Genomic DNA, 15,410 nt, shown 5'->3' with positions numbered 1-15,410 from the left:
AACAGTAGCACTCCTCCCATGCTGTTTGGTGAAGTGCTACTGTTATTTATGTGTATTAACTTACAAAATATTTTTTAACTATAGATTCTACAGGCAATGGCTTGTTATATAAATATCCTTGCCCCTTTTGACAATGATGTCGTTTTAAAAAGGCAACTTGTGATGGTTCTTCAATGCCCTCTGCGATAACCTCAAGCCCTAAATTATGAGACATTGAAATAATAGCCTTAATTATCGCTTCGTTTTTATCATCTTTTTCAATGTCGGCAATAAATGACTGATCTATTTTTATAATATCAATTGGATACCGTTTTAAATAGCTAAGTGACGAATATCCTGTGCCAAAATCATCCACCGAAACAAAAACACCTAACTGCTTCAATTCCGTTAAGATGGAAAACGTTTCATGGACATTTGTCATTGAGCTTTCCGTAATCTCTACCTCTATTAACTCAGGCGATACATTATACTTCTTTAAAGTTGCTTTAATTTTCCGTGCAAAGTTTTCTTTTCTAAATTGTTTCGGTGAAATATTAATGGCAATACGTACTGGACGATACCCTTTCATATGCCACTCTTTTTGATAGCGACATACCTCATCAATAATCCAATCACCTATCTCTATTATTAAGCCTGATGCTTCTGCAATCGGGATAAACTGTGCAGGTGAAACAAAACCAAATTTACGATTGTTCCATCGTAACAATGCTTCAAAGCTATTGATGCTATTATTGTTTAAATCCATTTGTGGTTGTAAATGGATACTTAACTCATTAAATTCAATAGCGCGGCGTAAATGCGCCTCCATCAATGCCTCATTTGGAAAAACAGTTGTCATATCTTCTCGATAGTAACGGAAATGTGAACGTCCATGCTCTTTAACTGAAAATAGTGCTTGATCTGCTTTTCGAACTAGTGTTTCTATATCTTTTCCATCCGCTGGGCTAAGTGAAATACCGATTGAAACGCTAATAAAGTATTCTTGGCCATCAATCATGAATGGTTGTTTTAACACCTCTAAAATTGAATTCGCTATATGCTCAATTTTACTAATCGACGCATCTTTTAGAATGAAAATAAATTCATCACTATTATAGCGATAAAGCGAACATTTTGAGTGACAGAGCTCACTTAACCTTTGGCTGAACTTGCGCATAAGCTCGTCGCCTTTTCCCTCACCAAGAGATTCATTGAACTTTTTAAAACGATCTATGTCCACTAAAATAAGTGCTGCTTGCCTATTCTCATTCTTCTTATCGTTCAAATGAAGGAGCCAGTGTTCTTTAAATGCCTTGCGATTCCAAATACCTGTTAATTCATCCATTAGTGCAAGATAATAGAACGCCTCTTGCTCATTTATAAATGAATTCGCATCTTTCACAAATAAGTGCACACCAACTATTTCACCCTTATAATACGTAGGGTGCGTACGTAAATAAAATGGTTCGTTACTCAACATTTGATCCTGAAATAAACATTTTGGCATACCAAAAGCAGAACCCCTAATAGTTTTCGAAAATAACAACTTAAATTCGTTTAAATACTCACTCTCTACTAATGAAAAAATATCTAATCCTATCAGGCAGTGGTGCTTATTTGGCAAGAGGGAAGTAGCCGCAATATTTTGATGAATAATACGACCCTGTAAATCAGTCGTTAGCACTGGACTTACATGCTGTTCTACAAATTGCAAATACGGCTTAGAATCGTTCTGTTCTTCACGTAGTATAATCGCGACAATTTTGTCCGCTAGTTGTTGTACACTAACTGCAAATGTTTTTGATTTGCATCCCGTATAGTGGTCCAACGTTCGAACAACATTAAATTCTTGTTGTAAAATATTCAATAATTGCTGCCAGCTTTGCTCTGTAAAAAAACAGTGTGCTTGTATGGCATTTGCATCCTGTAGCTCAATAAAAGACGATAGTTTGTCATTATAATCTACGATTTCATACGCTATTGTATCAACTTTTCTCAAGCATACTACTGCATCAAATGGATTGAGCTGTAACACTTGATGATAGCTTGCAAATTGCGCTACATTCTCTTTATTTTTTTTCATTATATCCCTCACTAAGTAGCGTGTTTGCTCTATTCAATATCCAAAATGTAAGTTATTCTTCATCTAGCGTTGGCTTTAATGCTTCCTTTAAAAATATTTCCTGGCTGTTAATGGGGTCCTCACCGCGGTCAAACTCTTTATAATGATATTTTCCATTCGAGTCTTGAATACGTGATTTTGCCGTATCCACCAATTGTTTGTTCATAATGTCAATAATACGAGCTTTTGCTTCACTTGCATATACAGGGAATAAAATTTCTACACGCTTAATCATATTACGCGTCATCATATCCGCTGAAGACAGATAAACCTTGTTCTCCCCATTATGGTGGAACCAATAAATACGCGAGTGTTCAAGGAAACGACCAACAATACTTGTTACGGTTATGTTATCACTAATTCCTGGAATGCCAGGTCGAATACAACAAATACCTCGAATAATGAGCTCTACTTTCACCCCTGCAATAGATGCCTCATATAGCTTCATCATCAAATCCTTATCCGTTAATGAATTCATTTTCGCGCGGATAAAACCGTTTCCGTATTTCTTATGGCAAGCAATCTCCTCATCCATTAGACGAATAAATTCATCTCGAATATCAAATGGCGCTACAACTAAATGATTAAAGGTTGGCTTCTCAGTATAACCGCTTAAATAGTTAAAGAAATTAGTTGCATCAATGCCAAATTCCTTATCCGAAGTTATTATGCCCATATCTGTGTAAATTTTTGCAGTTGCATCATTATAATTCCCTGTACCAAGATGTACAAAGCGTTCTATTTTCCCGTTTCGTCGGCTGACAACAAGCGTTATTTTGGAGTGCGTCTTTAAATTGTTCATACCATAAATGACCAGACATCCAGCTTGTTCAAGTTGCTTCGCCCAGTGCACATTATTTTCTTCATCGAAACGTGCTTTTAGCTCTACTAACACAGTCACTTGCTTACCATTTTCCGCCGCTAGCTTTAATGCCTGTATAATCGGAGAATTTCCACTCACACGGTATAATGTTTGTTTTATCGCTAATACATTGGGATTGACCGCAGCCTCCGTTATAAAATCTACTATTGGTGCGAATGACTCGTATGGATGATGGAAAAAAATGTCCTGCTGTAATGCTTTTTCAAAAATATTTTCATCAGACTGTAAATCTAATGGCGGTTGTGGGATAAAACTTTCATATTCTAAATGTTCACGCCCTACAGCAATACCTTTTACAAACGAGAACATAAACGTTAAATCTAACGGGCCATCAATATGAAAAACATCTGTTTCTTCAATTTCAAATTCCTCTAATAAGTAAGCGAGTACCTCATCATTCATTTCGCCTACGCGTACTTCTAGACGACTTCCTAAACCCCATTTACGTTTCTTTAACTCTTTTTCTATTTCTACCAGTAGGTCCCGTGCGCCTTCTTCGTGAATTGTTAAATCTGCATTACGTGTTAAGCGGAAAGCTTGTGCTGACTTGACACTATAGCCATAGAATAATTTTTCGATATGCGCTACAATAACATCCTCAAGTAATACAACGACTGTTTCACCTTCTGAAGAGGGTACTTTAATATAACGATCTAAAACAGATGGGACTTGTACAATCGCTACTCTTTCATGATTTTCTGCATTTGACTCATCTTGCTCTAATAAAACAAGTAAATTTAATGTCTTCCCTAGAAGCGTCGGGAACGGACGATATGCATCCACAGCTACCGGTGTTAACACTGGGAAGATTGTTTCAGCAAACATTTCATTGATGAAGGCCTTTTGTGTATTTGTTAAATCCTTCATGTCTGCAATATGTACATTATGTTGTGGTAGTAAATCATAAATTAAATGTCGGTATACTTCAGTTTGTCGACGAACTAAAGCTTGCGTGCGCTCCGCTATCTTTGCTAATTGCTCTTTTGGTGTTAAGCCAGATTTATTTTCAGGCTTATGAAAACCAGCTCGGACCTGATCCTGAAGACCCGCCACACGTACCATGAAAAATTCATCTAAATTCGAACTAAAAATCGCCAAAAATTTCAAACGCTCTAGCAGAGGATTATTTTCATCCTCTGCCTCTTCTAAAACACGTTCATTGAATGCAAGCCAGCTTAATTCCCGATTATTGTAATATTGAGGTTTTGCAATTTCCTCTAATAATCGGTTATATGTTTCTGAATGTTCTTCTTCATGTAAGCGATCGTTCGTTACTTCAGTTGTCATTACTTTTCCACCCTTCTTCAATAAAATTCACTTTGATAGGTATCTTTAATGTACGCTCTAAATGCTTTTTATGGCGATTCGCTTGATATTTTTCGGCAGCAGCATTATTTTTCACATAGACATCAAGTTGTGCAAAACTTTCCTTTTTATGCAGCTCAATTGCGTGTACGATATTACGTTTTGATACATTTAATGAATAGACGAATTTTAAAAGCGCACCTAGTTCACGTATTTTTCGATATTCCTCACGGCTCATCCATTCTGTAAATGGCGCAGCAAATCGCTGATAATAATCTTTATTTTTATATGAAGCTAAAAGGGCTAATTTTACACGTTCTTTATGATTCAAACCATCAATCGATTGATTGGCAATTAAATAAAAAGTATGTTGGCTAGCAGAACTTAATTCTATATATTCTCCAATATTAAATACCTTTGCTGCTTTCCTTAATAATTGCAAGTCCGTACCGTCAAATTGTAAATAACTTAAATGGCAGCACTCACGGTACAATTGATCTGCCAAATGCATTAAATAATCCACTTCTGCCTCGGTGCGCCCATATTGCCTTGCTAACCTTCTAGCGTTTCCCTCAAAAACATTGTTTTTATCAAAAGCACTTTCATCAGTTTGTAAAATACGGTGAATAATTAGCCCTTCTCGTAAACCTTTTTTTGTTAGCTGAAACACTTCACTGCCTACAACTTCCATTAGTACACGGAATACTTCCAATGCCGGCACAATAATATCGGCACGGTCAGAGGATAGTCCATCTAACTGTTTCAATTCATTAAAACTTAAATTTCCTAGATACATACTTAGCTTTTCTAAATCCTGCTTTGGTATTTCATAGCCATGCACACTAGCGATAGGATATTCACGCTGTTGTTGATGGATTTGAGCGATGTTTCGCGCACTACCACCAATTGCTATTATCGGCAAACCTACCTGTTGAATCCAAGGTAGCGATGTGAACTGCTCCTTCACAAACGTAATGAGCTCTTTCTTTTCACTGCTATTCAAAATGTCTCCTTTTACGAAACGTTGTTTTAAAGACACTGTGCCAAATGGAAAACTAAATGTTTTTTTGAGCTGTTTATGTTCAAAGAGGGTTATTTCCGTACTACCGCCACCAATATCAATGGTCACTGCAGATTGTGTTCCTATGGAATGTACGACAGCAACATAGCCATAGTAAGCCTCTTCTTGCTCAGACAACAGCTCAATTTGAATGCCTGTCCGTTCCAGCATTAAAGTAATAATGCTCTCTCTATTTGTGGCCTGGCGAATTGCCGCAGTAGCAGCAGCCTTTACATCGACAACCTCAAAATCGTCAAGCATTGCTTTAAAGGTCAATAAAGTTTCTGTTAATACCTGAATGCCCTCTTCTGACATTTCACCTGATGGTTGCAAATATGTACGTAATCGAGCAACCGTTTTTATATTTCCAAGCTCACGCAGTCCTTCCTCATTATCATATTGATAAAGGACTAAACGAATGGTATTCGAGCCAATATCGATAATTGCCGTTTTCAAACCATCCAAATAATACACTTCCTTTACGCGGAAAATCATCCTAGTTTTATTATCATGTGTTAGAAATACCATGATCTATACAAAAAAGTCGGAACCTAAAAGGTATCCGACTTACTTTTGTTTATTAATATACTTTCAGGATACCCATTATTAAAATTGTGAAGTATCTTTTCTCCAACTCTATAAGATGAGTTGATCTACGCGTAAAATAAGCTCTGCAATTTCTGGTTTACTAATTTGGTCTTCTGCCCCAACTTGGTCACCTTTATGACGAAGGTCATCGGTAATTAAACTTGAGAAGATAATAACAGGTAGTTTTTGCAAGTCTGGATGTTCTTTAATTTTACGTGTTAAATGATGACCATCCATTTGTGGCATTTCAATATCCGTTACAACTAATTGAATATGCTCCGTTACATCATTACCACTTTTTGCGAGTGATTCCAAGTAATCATAAGCATCACGGCCATTTTCGAAGAACTCGACATTCACATAGCCTGCTTCATTCATCGTATCGAATAATAATTTACGTAGTAAAGGTGAATCCTCAGCAATTAAAATACGTTTTTCTGAACGATCTCGTTTACCCAATTTTTTCACTGAATCTACACTAATGCCTGAATCAGGGTTGATATCCACCATAATTTTCTCAAAATCAAGTAATAGAATCATTTGTTCATTCTGCTTAATGACACCGATTACTTGTGAAGTACCTCCCTGATACATATCTGAAGGTTTTTCGATTTGATTCCATGAAATACGGTGAATTTGCGTTACATTATCTACATGGAATACAACGCGTTGTTTATTAAATTCAGCAACAATATATTTTTGTTGCGGATTCCGTACTGCATTTTCAATGCCCAGCACTCGCAGCATATCTACAACCGGTAATACCTCACCTCGTAATTGTATAATTCCTTCTACATGCGGGTGCGCGTGTGGAATAAATGTTACTTGAATGGGTTGAATAATTTCTTTCACTTTAATTACATTAATACCGAATTTATTGTTAGCTACTTCAAATTCAACGATTTCTAGCTCATTTGTGCCACTTTCTAATAATATGCCTTTATGTTCCAAAGCAACCCCGCTCCTTTCTGTTCAACTTCTATTAATAATTCAATTGTATCATAGGCAATACATTTCTCCTACTTGCTATTTCCATTTTTATCATTAACTTTTAGATGAACCAATAGCCCAATTACCGTCATTAAAATTAATGTCGACAATGCAACACGGCTAGCTAAAGTACCGTAGTCCTTCATCCATAGTGTGACCGTTCCATAGACAACTGGTCCTATAATTGAGGATACTTTACCCGAAAAAGCAAACAATCCGAAAAATTGCCCACGTTTCTCAATCGGTGATAGTTCAATAATATATGTTCTAGATGTTACCCACATTGAGCCTAACGATATACCAAACATACTGCCTGCGATCCAGAACATCCATTGTTCTGTAGCAAAGACAGCAAAGACTAAAGCAATAATCATTAACAGTGCTACCAAAGTAATTGCTCGTTTAGCACCAATCGCTTTCGTAATGTAACCAAATGCCAGCGAGCCGATAATTGTAGACAACGTAGATACTAAATAGAGTATGATAAATTGGCCGGAAGTAAAGCCAACAATCGTTGTTGCATAGACAGCCATCATAGCAATAGTCGTGGCAATGGCATCATTTATAAAGAAGTAAGCAATCATAAAAGTAAAAATCGCTTTATATTGTTTCATATCCTTAAAAGTTTGGATAATTTCCTTATAGCCATCGATAAACTTAATTTTTTTGCGCTGTTCTTTTGGAATTGGCGTATCTTTATTAATAAAAAATAATGGCAATGAAAATAATAAATACAAAATCGCCGTTGGAATAAATGCACGATGGAAATCACTACTACCAACATATAAATAAACGAGTAAGCCAAATACTGTGCCTAAATAACCTATTGCCACTCCATAACCAGAAATAAGTGGCATTTCTGCTTTTGTACCCAAATCACCCATCATCGAATCATAGAATACAAGACTAGAATTAAAAAAGAATTTCGCAATGACAAAACTGGCTACAACTAAAAATAAACTAAGCGGTACGCCCGAAAAATTCGGGGTCAATTGTAAATTAGCAAATATACCCATCATAAAGGTAAAGAAAATAGAGATAGAGGCAAACCACACGATAAATCTTTTTTTATAGCCTGTATTATCAATCCATACCCCGAATAATGGTGAAAACACCACAAGGAAAAAGCTTGCTATGGCATTGGCATAAGAAATAAATGTGCTGGTCACTTGTTGCATCACTTCATTTGTCCCTAAAACCTCATCCATATAAAATGGGAAAAATATAGTATTTATATTTGAAGAAAATATCGTATTAGCAAAATCATAAAATGCCCAAGATAATATTGGCAATGATAAATAGAGTGCTAGCTGACTTCGATGCTGTGCTTCCCCTGCTGGCCTCTGCTTCATTAAACTCCTCCTTTCTTTTCTTATAATATTAAATTAATTCCACTATGAATTAAAAAATACCTTTTGTTTAACTAAAATTAATATTATTTACAATATAATAAGGTTTGTTATTTACCGAATTTTCAAAATTCAGTAAATAAAACTTTTCCTGTTAGAAAGATAGCTACTGAAAGTCTGCATTAGGATTTACTTTTATTAACAATTAGTCTTAAACATTTAGTAAGTCATTAGCTTTGGGAAATGTGCCATTATGCTTTTATAAAGATTATGTCTGACACCTTTGTTTTAGCAAGGCCGTAAGCTTTAAATATTTTATGATGATGACTTCTTAAGAAAAAAGATATCCAAGACCCCTTCACTTGGATATCCTTTGCACTATTCATCCGTGTCAATCCACATAGAAGACCATTGTTCAATAGCTTGAAGAACTGGTGCGAGTGCATGTCCTTTTGCTGTCAGCTCATACTCGATCACTACGGGAGTGGATGGAATAACTGTACGTATCACGATGTGCTCAATCTCTAATTCTTTTAATCGCTCCGTTAACACCCGACTGCTAATATTCAATTTACTCTTAATGTTTGAGAATCGTTGAGGACCCTCTAATAACTGATAAATAAGCAAGGTATTCCAACGGTGATTTAATATTTTTAATGCCTTTTCAAATCGTGGACAAATTTTTCTTTGCTCCAATTTACCTGCCTCCATTTTATTTTGTTCCTATATAACAGTATATCATTTTTCCGAAAACCATTCCCGAAAATAAAATTTAGTTACTTGACAAAAGTTGTTTTTAAAAATAAACTAAGTTACGAAATGTAAGTCTAAAAACAAAAAGGAGTTAATCACTATGCAAAATATCGGTTCAACTATTTTACGTGTCGTACTTGGCATTATCTTTGCAGTCCATGGATTTCAAAAGTTTCAGGGGGGTATTGGATTCACAGCAGATTATTTTGATGTGATTGGTATACCTGGCTTTATGGCTTATATAGTTGCCATTATAGAACTTGTCGGAGGTATTGCCATTATTTTAGGATTAGGTACAAGAATTTTTGGCGCTTTACTGACAATTACAATGGTTGTTGCAATCTTTACAGCAAAACTTAGCGTTGGCTTTATTGGGGCAAATGGCTTGGCTGGTTATGAATTAGATTTAGCTTTAGCTGCAATGGCTTTATACTTTGCACTTGCAGGGGCTTCTAGTTATTCTTTAGACGCAAAACTGTTTGATAAAGAGTAATGCTTCTTGTAGCTCGCTATTTTCTGTGTGGTAGTGAGTTGCTTTCTATATAAAAACCCGAAGCATCCCTCTTCGTTTGAGATGATACTTCGGGTTTTAATTTATTGTATTAAAATCTAACTTTAATATATGTGATGAACGTGCGAAGATCCTTCATCGCTAACTTTCAGGCATTTATCTATAAGTCTTTATTAGCGTCTGTGTGCCATTGTCACCATAACCTGCTTCAATTAGCTTTTCATACATGTCATAAGCAAGCGCTAAGCCCGGTAACATAATTCCCATTTTTTGTGCTTCGTCTAAAGCAATTTTCATATCTTTTACAAAATGCTTGATATAAAAACCTGGAGCATAATCTTCCTGAATCATACGTGGTGCCAAATTACTTAAAGACCATGATCCAGCGGCACCGGAAGAAATCGACTGTAATACTGTTGGTAAATCAAGCCCAGCCTTTAAACCGTAAGCAAGTGATTCACACACACCAATCATGCCAGAAGCAATAACGATTTGGTTGCACATTTTTGCATGCTGTCCAGCCCCTGCTTCACCTTGATAAACAATATTTGCACCAAAATGGCTCATCACTGGTAAAACACTATTAAATGTAGCCTGATTCCCGCCTACCATAATCGACAATGTACCATTTTGAGCGCCAATGTCCCCACCAGAAACAGGTGCATCTAATGCCTCGACGTTTAGGGTCTGTGCATGTGTAAAAATTTTCTTGGCAAGCGTCGGCTCTGAAGTAGTCATATCAATCATAATATTGCCCGCCTCAGCAGTTTGAAATAAACCATTGTCTCCAAAATAAACTTCTTCAACATCTGTTGGATACCCTACCATTGTTAAGGCAATATCCATATCTTTAAATGCTTCGGCAGGCGAACTTGCCCATCTAGCGCCTAGTGCTACAAGTGGCTGTGCTTTTTCTTTCGTTCGCGTATAGACGGATACTGCATGACCATTTAGTAGTAAATGCTTGATGATGCTAGCACCCATAACACCAGCGCCAATAAATGCAATACGTTCTTTTCCCATATGTAATAACTCCTTTGAATGCTATTCGACAAATTCCCAGCTCTCGACAAATCTCAGAAACAATCGAATTAGCAATTTTTATGTGTTTTTAGTGTAGTTGAATTAGTGCAATAATTCAAACTCTTCACATTGACTTGTACTAAAATTTTTGCGTTTTGCATATATACCGAATAAGCAAAAAAAAAAGAGAGCAGGTGATGGGTTATCACTGCTCTAAAGGGGGAAATGAGAATGTTGCTGTGTTCAATATATTTATTCCCCAATAAATGCTTTTTAAACATCTTATTTAAAAAGTTTTTTTACTCTGAATACTGAAACAAATCATCATGGTCTTCATTTTCTTCAAATGCTGTCTGTCTATAATAAGTATTCATTAACTGATCTAATCTGCGGCTCAGTTGAATGGTTTTTGCATTTTGTAACCCGTTTTCTACACCGGAGCGAATCATCATCTCACGAGTTTGTTCCATTTGTTTCAAGAGTAGATTGACCATTCATACAACCCTCCAACATACAAATAATCATACCATTATTATACATTTATATTTCATTTCTTACAGCATTAACTTACGACAATGTTCGACAAATTAACTTCTAGGTATTTCCAAATACGTGTATATTATTCGTCCATTTTGTTTCGCATCACCTCTAAAATGTTTAAAGAAAGGGTGTTTAACAAGTACTTCACGAAACTCATAAAACGCGTCCTTATCAATTTCGATACTGTCTATTTCCCCATTTTGTAATTGTTTAAGCATATTTTCATATTTATCCATTTTTACTATTCCCTTCTTATTTCTTATTTTGTGTAATTAATTATGAATTATTCAAAAAAAGCTTTACGTTTCCCTTTTTTTGATGCAAACTGTATATTATTAGTCGATGAAGGAGCTGACTGTCTGTGAAAATAGCTGAAGTTGGAAATATTATCGAGTTTAAAAATGGTTTACAAGGTATTGTTGAAAAAGTAAATGAAAATTCGGTGATCGTTGATTTAACATATATGGAGAATTTTGATTCCCTTGAAATTGAAGAGAAGACGGTCATCAACCATAAACGCTACAAAATCCTAAATGCAAGTGAAGCCTAATAGTCTGAATAGTCCCTTTTTGTCTTAATAGATGATAAGGGACTTTTTTTTTGATAATATTAAAGTATGGAGGTCGAATTATGCTTACAAATTCGAAACAAACAATAATACTTCTCCTTTCTTTATTATTCGTTTATGGCATGCTTGCTTATACTTTTGCTAACCCGGCTGTATTTTGGTACTTATATGCATTCACCTTACTCGTATGCATTGCCATTGCTATTCTTGCTGGTAAAATTGAAGATCAGTTACCTACTTGGCAATTTTTACTTTTTGGTATCGGATACGGCACAATCACATATGGCATTATACGATTTGGTTATTGGCTCGCTCCATTCATAAATGACCAGTTAGTAAAGTCCGTACAAAAGTTTTTAACGATTTATGGCCCACAAAATATTTGGCATTACATTTTACTTGTATTCATTGTAGCCATCGGTGAAGAACTATTTTGGCGTGGTTATGTACAGCAACAAATTAAACGCTTTATGCGTCCTAGTTTCGCTGTGCTATTAACTGCATTACTATGTGCCATGTCCTTCGCTTTAAGTGGCTTTATGCTTGGGATGATTGCGTCACTTGTAGCCAGTCTAATCTGGGGCTTTTTATATGAATGGCGTAAAAGTATGCCGTTAGTTATTGTCGCTCATGTCGTTTTTGTACTATTATTGTTTTTGGTGTTGCCTTTAACATCATAACAAAAAATTTAGGAAACATTTTATCTTTTACCAACGTTTAATATAGAAAAGGAGGGCTTTTCATGCAAAAAAAATTATTTTCAATGATTGCATTATTACTAACAGCCGTTTTATTTGTGGGGTGTAACACTACAGATAAAACAGAGGAATCAGATGCTGCACAAAATGAACCAGCAAACACAGCGACTGAACAAGAACCTACTGAGAGTGGAACTGCAGACAAAGAGCAAGAAACGCCTACTACAGATGACTCAAAAACAAATGCAGAGGCTAAAGTAGAACAAGAAATTAATTACGTACAAAAAGGTGTAGACAAATCAGCAACTGCAACTGAATCAAAAAGCGTTGACCAAGGCTATAAATTACAACAGTTACCAGGATTTACACTTTCACAAGAAGAACCAGGTAAAGATATGCTAGTGTCAAACGAAGATGATGAAGTATTTATGCGCGTCGAAACCACTACTGCATCTGAAACAAGTTATGATGCTGTGAAAACATCTATGCAAGACTACATGAATGCAGTTGGAACTACAGTAGCATTATCTGCTGAAGAACTTGCAGTTTTCAAAGATGTTAAAAACATTGACAGTTATGTTGTAGACTTTGATACAGAAAAAGTAATCGGTGTTGTGTTCGAGAAAGATGGTCTTATTTCAAAAATTACGATTCATGATAATGATGAACAAGACTTAACAGCCGCAATGCTTGCCATGGCAGCTACTATATCTAAAAAATAATATGCAAACCCTGTGAGGTCTTAGAAGTCTTTCTAAGACCTCTTTTTTTGCTTTGTATGGAAAATTACCCAATGGCATTGTTACATGCATTTTAAGACCTTCTAACGTGTTAAAAATGGATGCTAACGGACATTCCAAGTGAGTTATGAGTTATCACCATCAATACATTGTTTGTTTGAACGCATACTAAAAGAGTTGCCTCAAAAGTTCATTTGAGACAACTCCTGTTAATAAGACAAATCTTTAATCGATAAACCCAATTTTTTTAATAATGCAATGGCTTCATCTTTTTCTTCTTCTGACAGTGCACTCATCAATTTATGCAAATGCCGTTCATGCTCTGGGAATAATTCGCCCATAAAAGTTTCTCCCTTAGCAGTAATTTCTGCATAGGTAACTCGGCGATCTGATGGACAAGAAACACGCAATAAATAACCTCTTTTTTCAAGCTTATCAATTACATACGTAATCGAACCACTTGCAAGTAGTATTTTATTTCCTATTTGCTGTAACGGTTGTCGTCCTTTATGATAAAGAAGCTCTAAAACCGCAAACTCAGTAGGATTTAATCCATTTGCTTGAAAAAAGTGATTAGTTGTTTCAGTAATTGCTTTATGTGCACGTGATAATACAATAAATAATTTTAAAGATTGCTTTAAATCTTCTGACGTCATAGCCTTTTCCTCTCAATTCGCACTTTATAATTGCCATTATAGCGACTTTAGAAAAGTATTGTCAAAAGCTTCATCATTTCATATCTAGTTAGTGCCTATACAAACATTATTACTTTCACTATGTTACTAAATAAGCAGAATCTTTTGTAGAAACTTCTAACGAATCAATTTGGTTGAATGTGTAAATTGGAAATTGCATATGGAAGCATGTCCCCTTCTGAATTTCACTGTTCACATCTATAACACCTTCATGCTCTTCAACCACTTTTTTCACGAAAGCAAGGCCCAGACCTGTCCCTGTTGATTTTGTCGTGTAAAAAGGTTGAAATAAATTTTGAATCGTAGTGCTATCCATCCCAATTCCTTCGTCTTTAATCATTAATTCAACGATTGCACAGTCTATAGTATTCATTTCTACCGTTATTGTTCCGCCGTTATGCATGGATTCCATCGCATTTTTTATAAGATTCATAAATACTTGCTTTAAGCGATTTTCATTACCACCAATATACACTTGAGTAGATGAGGAAATATATTGAATCATTATTTTCTTCATAAGTGCATCTGGTAACATAAATTCTATTACTTGTTTCACAATATGGTCTAATTCGATTAACTCCACCTTCATACTAGTCGGCTTGGACAATACCAACAGCTCCGATAAAATTTGTTCCATCCGTTGTAACTCACTATCTATTACAGATAAATACATGTGTGATTCTTCATCTGCATTGAGCTTTAGCAATTCCGTAAAGCCTTTTAAAGAAGTTAACGGATTACGAATCTCATGAGCAATGCTAGCTGCCATTTGACCAACAACATTTAAAGCTTGTTGATGTTCAATTTTATGCTGTAATTGTTTCTTTTCAGTTTCATCATTAATTACTGTGACAATAATGTTGTTATACTCGTCAAAAATGCTGGAGATTTCATAGTAGCAAGTGCTACCCACTTGTGTTTCATCTACAACATGGATATTGGCATGCTTCTCCCCCATAAGCTTGGAGAGATAAGTTGTAATTTGCCCATTCTTCATTGAAAATGAATCGAATATATGTTGATGAGCTTTATGCAAAAGCTGAGATTTTTCTATTTTTAAATACATTTCAGCATACTTGTTTAGCCCAAGAATAATACCGCTAGCATCACTCACAATAACAGCATAGGGTAAGTGATCATAAGCATTGAAAGATTGTGACTTTTCCTGCTCTTGACTAACATATAATTCGTGGGCCATATCATAATTTAATGTAGAAATTTGTGCGACAATTTCTTCTGTGTTCGGATCATAAAAACATTTAAAGGACATCATTTCAAAATCATTACTAGCCGTTCGAATATTAAATATTTCTTCTGATCTTAAATCACTTTGTAGTTGGTTGACGAATTTTGCCCATTTTAAATTAGATGGCTCGTCCATTGATAAATAGCCAATATAGGTTAAATTAAGATTAAAAAGTTTAATAGCAGCCTCATTCACATTTAAAATTTTTCCTGCTTTATTAAGAATAAGTGTTGGTGACGAAGTACTTTTCATAAGATTTCCAAAACATTGATTCATATCATTTTGCTTCAACTTTCTCACCGAACCTTTCACAAGAGTAAAAAACCTCTAATTCCAAATTTGAGCCTTTACTATACTTTA

At 35.4% G+C, this 15,410-nt stretch carries 15 protein-coding genes; 4 read left to right on the top strand and 11 right to left on the bottom strand.

Features of this window, described 5'->3' with window-relative positions; genetic code table 11:
- Positions 1 to 55: 55 nt before the first annotated feature.
- From C9J31_RS04410 to C9J31_RS04385, 6 genes are all read right to left on the bottom strand, one after another.
- Positions 56 to 2,062: a putative bifunctional diguanylate cyclase/phosphodiesterase gene (locus C9J31_RS04410; protein ID WP_107947229.1), complete on the bottom strand. Its 2,007-nt coding sequence runs from the start codon at positions 2,060 to 2,062 to the stop codon at positions 56 to 58.
- Positions 2,063 to 2,114: 52 nt separating this feature from the next.
- Complete coding sequence (locus C9J31_RS04405) at positions 2,115 to 4,271, bottom strand: RNA degradosome polyphosphate kinase (RefSeq protein WP_107923255.1); 2,157 nt, start codon at positions 4,269 to 4,271, stop codon at positions 2,115 to 2,117.
- A complete protein-coding gene (locus C9J31_RS04400; protein ID WP_107947231.1) occupies positions 4,261 to 5,814 on the bottom strand; it encodes a Ppx/GppA family phosphatase in 1,554 nt (517 codons plus the stop codon). The genes C9J31_RS04405 and C9J31_RS04400 overlap by 11 nt, the downstream gene beginning before the upstream one ends.
- Positions 5,815 to 5,985: 171 nt before the next feature.
- Positions 5,986 to 6,888: a chemotaxis protein gene (locus C9J31_RS04395; RefSeq protein WP_107923257.1), complete on the bottom strand. Its 903-nt coding sequence runs from the start codon at positions 6,886 to 6,888 to the stop codon at positions 5,986 to 5,988.
- A 68-nt stretch (positions 6,889 to 6,956) separates the two neighbouring features.
- A complete protein-coding gene (locus C9J31_RS04390) occupies positions 6,957 to 8,279 on the bottom strand; it encodes an MFS transporter (protein WP_107947233.1) in 1,323 nt (440 codons plus the stop codon).
- Positions 8,280 to 8,654: 375 nt separating this feature from the next.
- Positions 8,655 to 8,972, bottom strand: a complete 318-nt coding sequence (locus tag C9J31_RS04385) for a winged helix-turn-helix transcriptional regulator (protein WP_054767061.1) — start codon at positions 8,970 to 8,972, stop codon at positions 8,655 to 8,657.
- Positions 8,973 to 9,129: 157 nt separating this feature from the next.
- Between C9J31_RS04385 and C9J31_RS04380 the strand changes: the two genes are divergently transcribed.
- Positions 9,130 to 9,522: a DoxX family protein gene (locus tag C9J31_RS04380; RefSeq protein WP_107947235.1), complete on the top strand. Its 393-nt coding sequence runs from the start codon at positions 9,130 to 9,132 to the stop codon at positions 9,520 to 9,522.
- A 174-nt stretch (positions 9,523 to 9,696) separates the two neighbouring features.
- On the opposite strand, the gene C9J31_RS04375 is transcribed toward C9J31_RS04380, so the two are convergent.
- From C9J31_RS04375 to C9J31_RS04365, 3 genes are all read right to left on the bottom strand, one after another.
- A complete protein-coding gene (locus C9J31_RS04375; RefSeq protein WP_107923260.1) occupies positions 9,697 to 10,563 on the bottom strand; it encodes an NAD(P)-dependent oxidoreductase in 867 nt (288 codons plus the stop codon).
- A 299-nt stretch (positions 10,564 to 10,862) separates the two neighbouring features.
- Complete coding sequence (locus C9J31_RS04370) at positions 10,863 to 11,057, bottom strand: aspartyl-phosphate phosphatase Spo0E family protein (RefSeq protein WP_010858200.1); 195 nt, start codon at positions 11,055 to 11,057, stop codon at positions 10,863 to 10,865.
- A gap of 93 nt (positions 11,058 to 11,150) precedes the next feature.
- Positions 11,151 to 11,339 (bottom strand): hypothetical protein, encoded by a 189-nt coding sequence (locus tag C9J31_RS04365; RefSeq protein ID WP_054767060.1) that lies wholly within the window; start codon positions 11,337 to 11,339, stop codon positions 11,151 to 11,153.
- 125 nt (positions 11,340 to 11,464) lie between these two features.
- Here C9J31_RS04365 and C9J31_RS04360 point away from each other — a divergent pair, with 125 nt between their 5' ends.
- The 3 genes from C9J31_RS04360 to C9J31_RS04350 all read left to right on the top strand — a co-directional run bounded on the left by C9J31_RS04360 (position 11,465) and on the right by C9J31_RS04350 (position 13,091).
- On the top strand, positions 11,465 to 11,653 hold the full coding sequence (locus tag C9J31_RS04360; RefSeq protein WP_010858198.1) for a YkvS family protein: 189 nt from the start codon (positions 11,465 to 11,467) through the stop codon (positions 11,651 to 11,653).
- Between the two features lie 80 nt (positions 11,654 to 11,733).
- The gene (locus C9J31_RS04355; protein WP_054767059.1) at positions 11,734 to 12,351 is read left to right on the top strand and encodes a CPBP family intramembrane glutamic endopeptidase; all 618 of its coding nucleotides are present in this window, start codon (positions 11,734 to 11,736) and stop codon (positions 12,349 to 12,351) included.
- A 62-nt stretch (positions 12,352 to 12,413) separates the two neighbouring features.
- A complete protein-coding gene (locus C9J31_RS04350; RefSeq protein WP_107923261.1) occupies positions 12,414 to 13,091 on the top strand; it encodes a hypothetical protein in 678 nt (225 codons plus the stop codon).
- A 227-nt stretch (positions 13,092 to 13,318) separates the two neighbouring features.
- Here C9J31_RS04350 and C9J31_RS04345 read toward each other — a convergent pair whose 3' ends face one another.
- Complete coding sequence (locus C9J31_RS04345) at positions 13,319 to 13,765, bottom strand: MarR family winged helix-turn-helix transcriptional regulator (protein ID WP_107923262.1); 447 nt, start codon at positions 13,763 to 13,765, stop codon at positions 13,319 to 13,321.
- Positions 13,766 to 13,883: 118 nt separating this feature from the next.
- On the bottom strand, positions 13,884 to 15,326 hold the full coding sequence (locus C9J31_RS04340) for a PAS domain-containing sensor histidine kinase (protein WP_235616175.1): 1,443 nt from the start codon (positions 15,324 to 15,326) through the stop codon (positions 13,884 to 13,886).
- Positions 15,327 to 15,410 lie beyond the last annotated feature (84 nt).

Origin of the sequence: Lysinibacillus parviboronicapiens, from assembly GCF_003049605.2 — a bacterium.
In the GTDB taxonomy this organism is placed as follows: domain Bacteria; phylum Bacillota; class Bacilli; order Bacillales_A; family Planococcaceae; genus Lysinibacillus; species Lysinibacillus parviboronicapiens.
Note: the sequence above shows the minus strand (reverse complement) of the source record. Positions and strands in the feature narration are given on the sequence as shown.

What these genes read in the sequence shown, in the direction of transcription:
- C9J31_RS04410 (WP_107947229.1), bottom strand. Translation starts at nt 2,062, where the DNA reads ATGAAAAAAAATAAAGAGAATGTAGCGCAATTTGCAAGCTATCATCAA.
- C9J31_RS04405 (WP_107923255.1), bottom strand. Translation starts at nt 4,271, where the DNA reads ATGACAACTGAAGTAACGAACGATCGCTTACATGAAGAAGAACATTCA.
- C9J31_RS04390 (WP_107947233.1), bottom strand. Translation starts at nt 8,279, where the DNA reads ATGAAGCAGAGGCCAGCAGGGGAAGCACAGCATCGAAGTCAGCTAGCA.
- C9J31_RS04380 (WP_107947235.1), top strand. Translation starts at nt 9,130, where the DNA reads ATGCAAAATATCGGTTCAACTATTTTACGTGTCGTACTTGGCATTATC.
- C9J31_RS04375 (WP_107923260.1), bottom strand. Translation starts at nt 10,563, where the DNA reads ATGGGAAAAGAACGTATTGCATTTATTGGCGCTGGTGTTATGGGTGCT.
- C9J31_RS04370 (WP_010858200.1), bottom strand. Translation starts at nt 11,057, where the DNA reads ATGGTCAATCTACTCTTGAAACAAATGGAACAAACTCGTGAGATGATG.
- C9J31_RS04365 (WP_054767060.1), bottom strand. Translation starts at nt 11,339, where the DNA reads ATGGATAAATATGAAAATATGCTTAAACAATTACAAAATGGGGAAATA.
- C9J31_RS04355 (WP_054767059.1), top strand. Translation starts at nt 11,734, where the DNA reads ATGCTTACAAATTCGAAACAAACAATAATACTTCTCCTTTCTTTATTA.
- C9J31_RS04350 (WP_107923261.1), top strand. Translation starts at nt 12,414, where the DNA reads ATGCAAAAAAAATTATTTTCAATGATTGCATTATTACTAACAGCCGTT.
- C9J31_RS04345 (WP_107923262.1), bottom strand. Translation starts at nt 13,765, where the DNA reads ATGACGTCAGAAGATTTAAAGCAATCTTTAAAATTATTTATTGTATTA.
- C9J31_RS04340 (WP_235616175.1), bottom strand. Translation starts at nt 15,326, where the DNA reads ATGAATCAATGTTTTGGAAATCTTATGAAAAGTACTTCGTCACCAACA.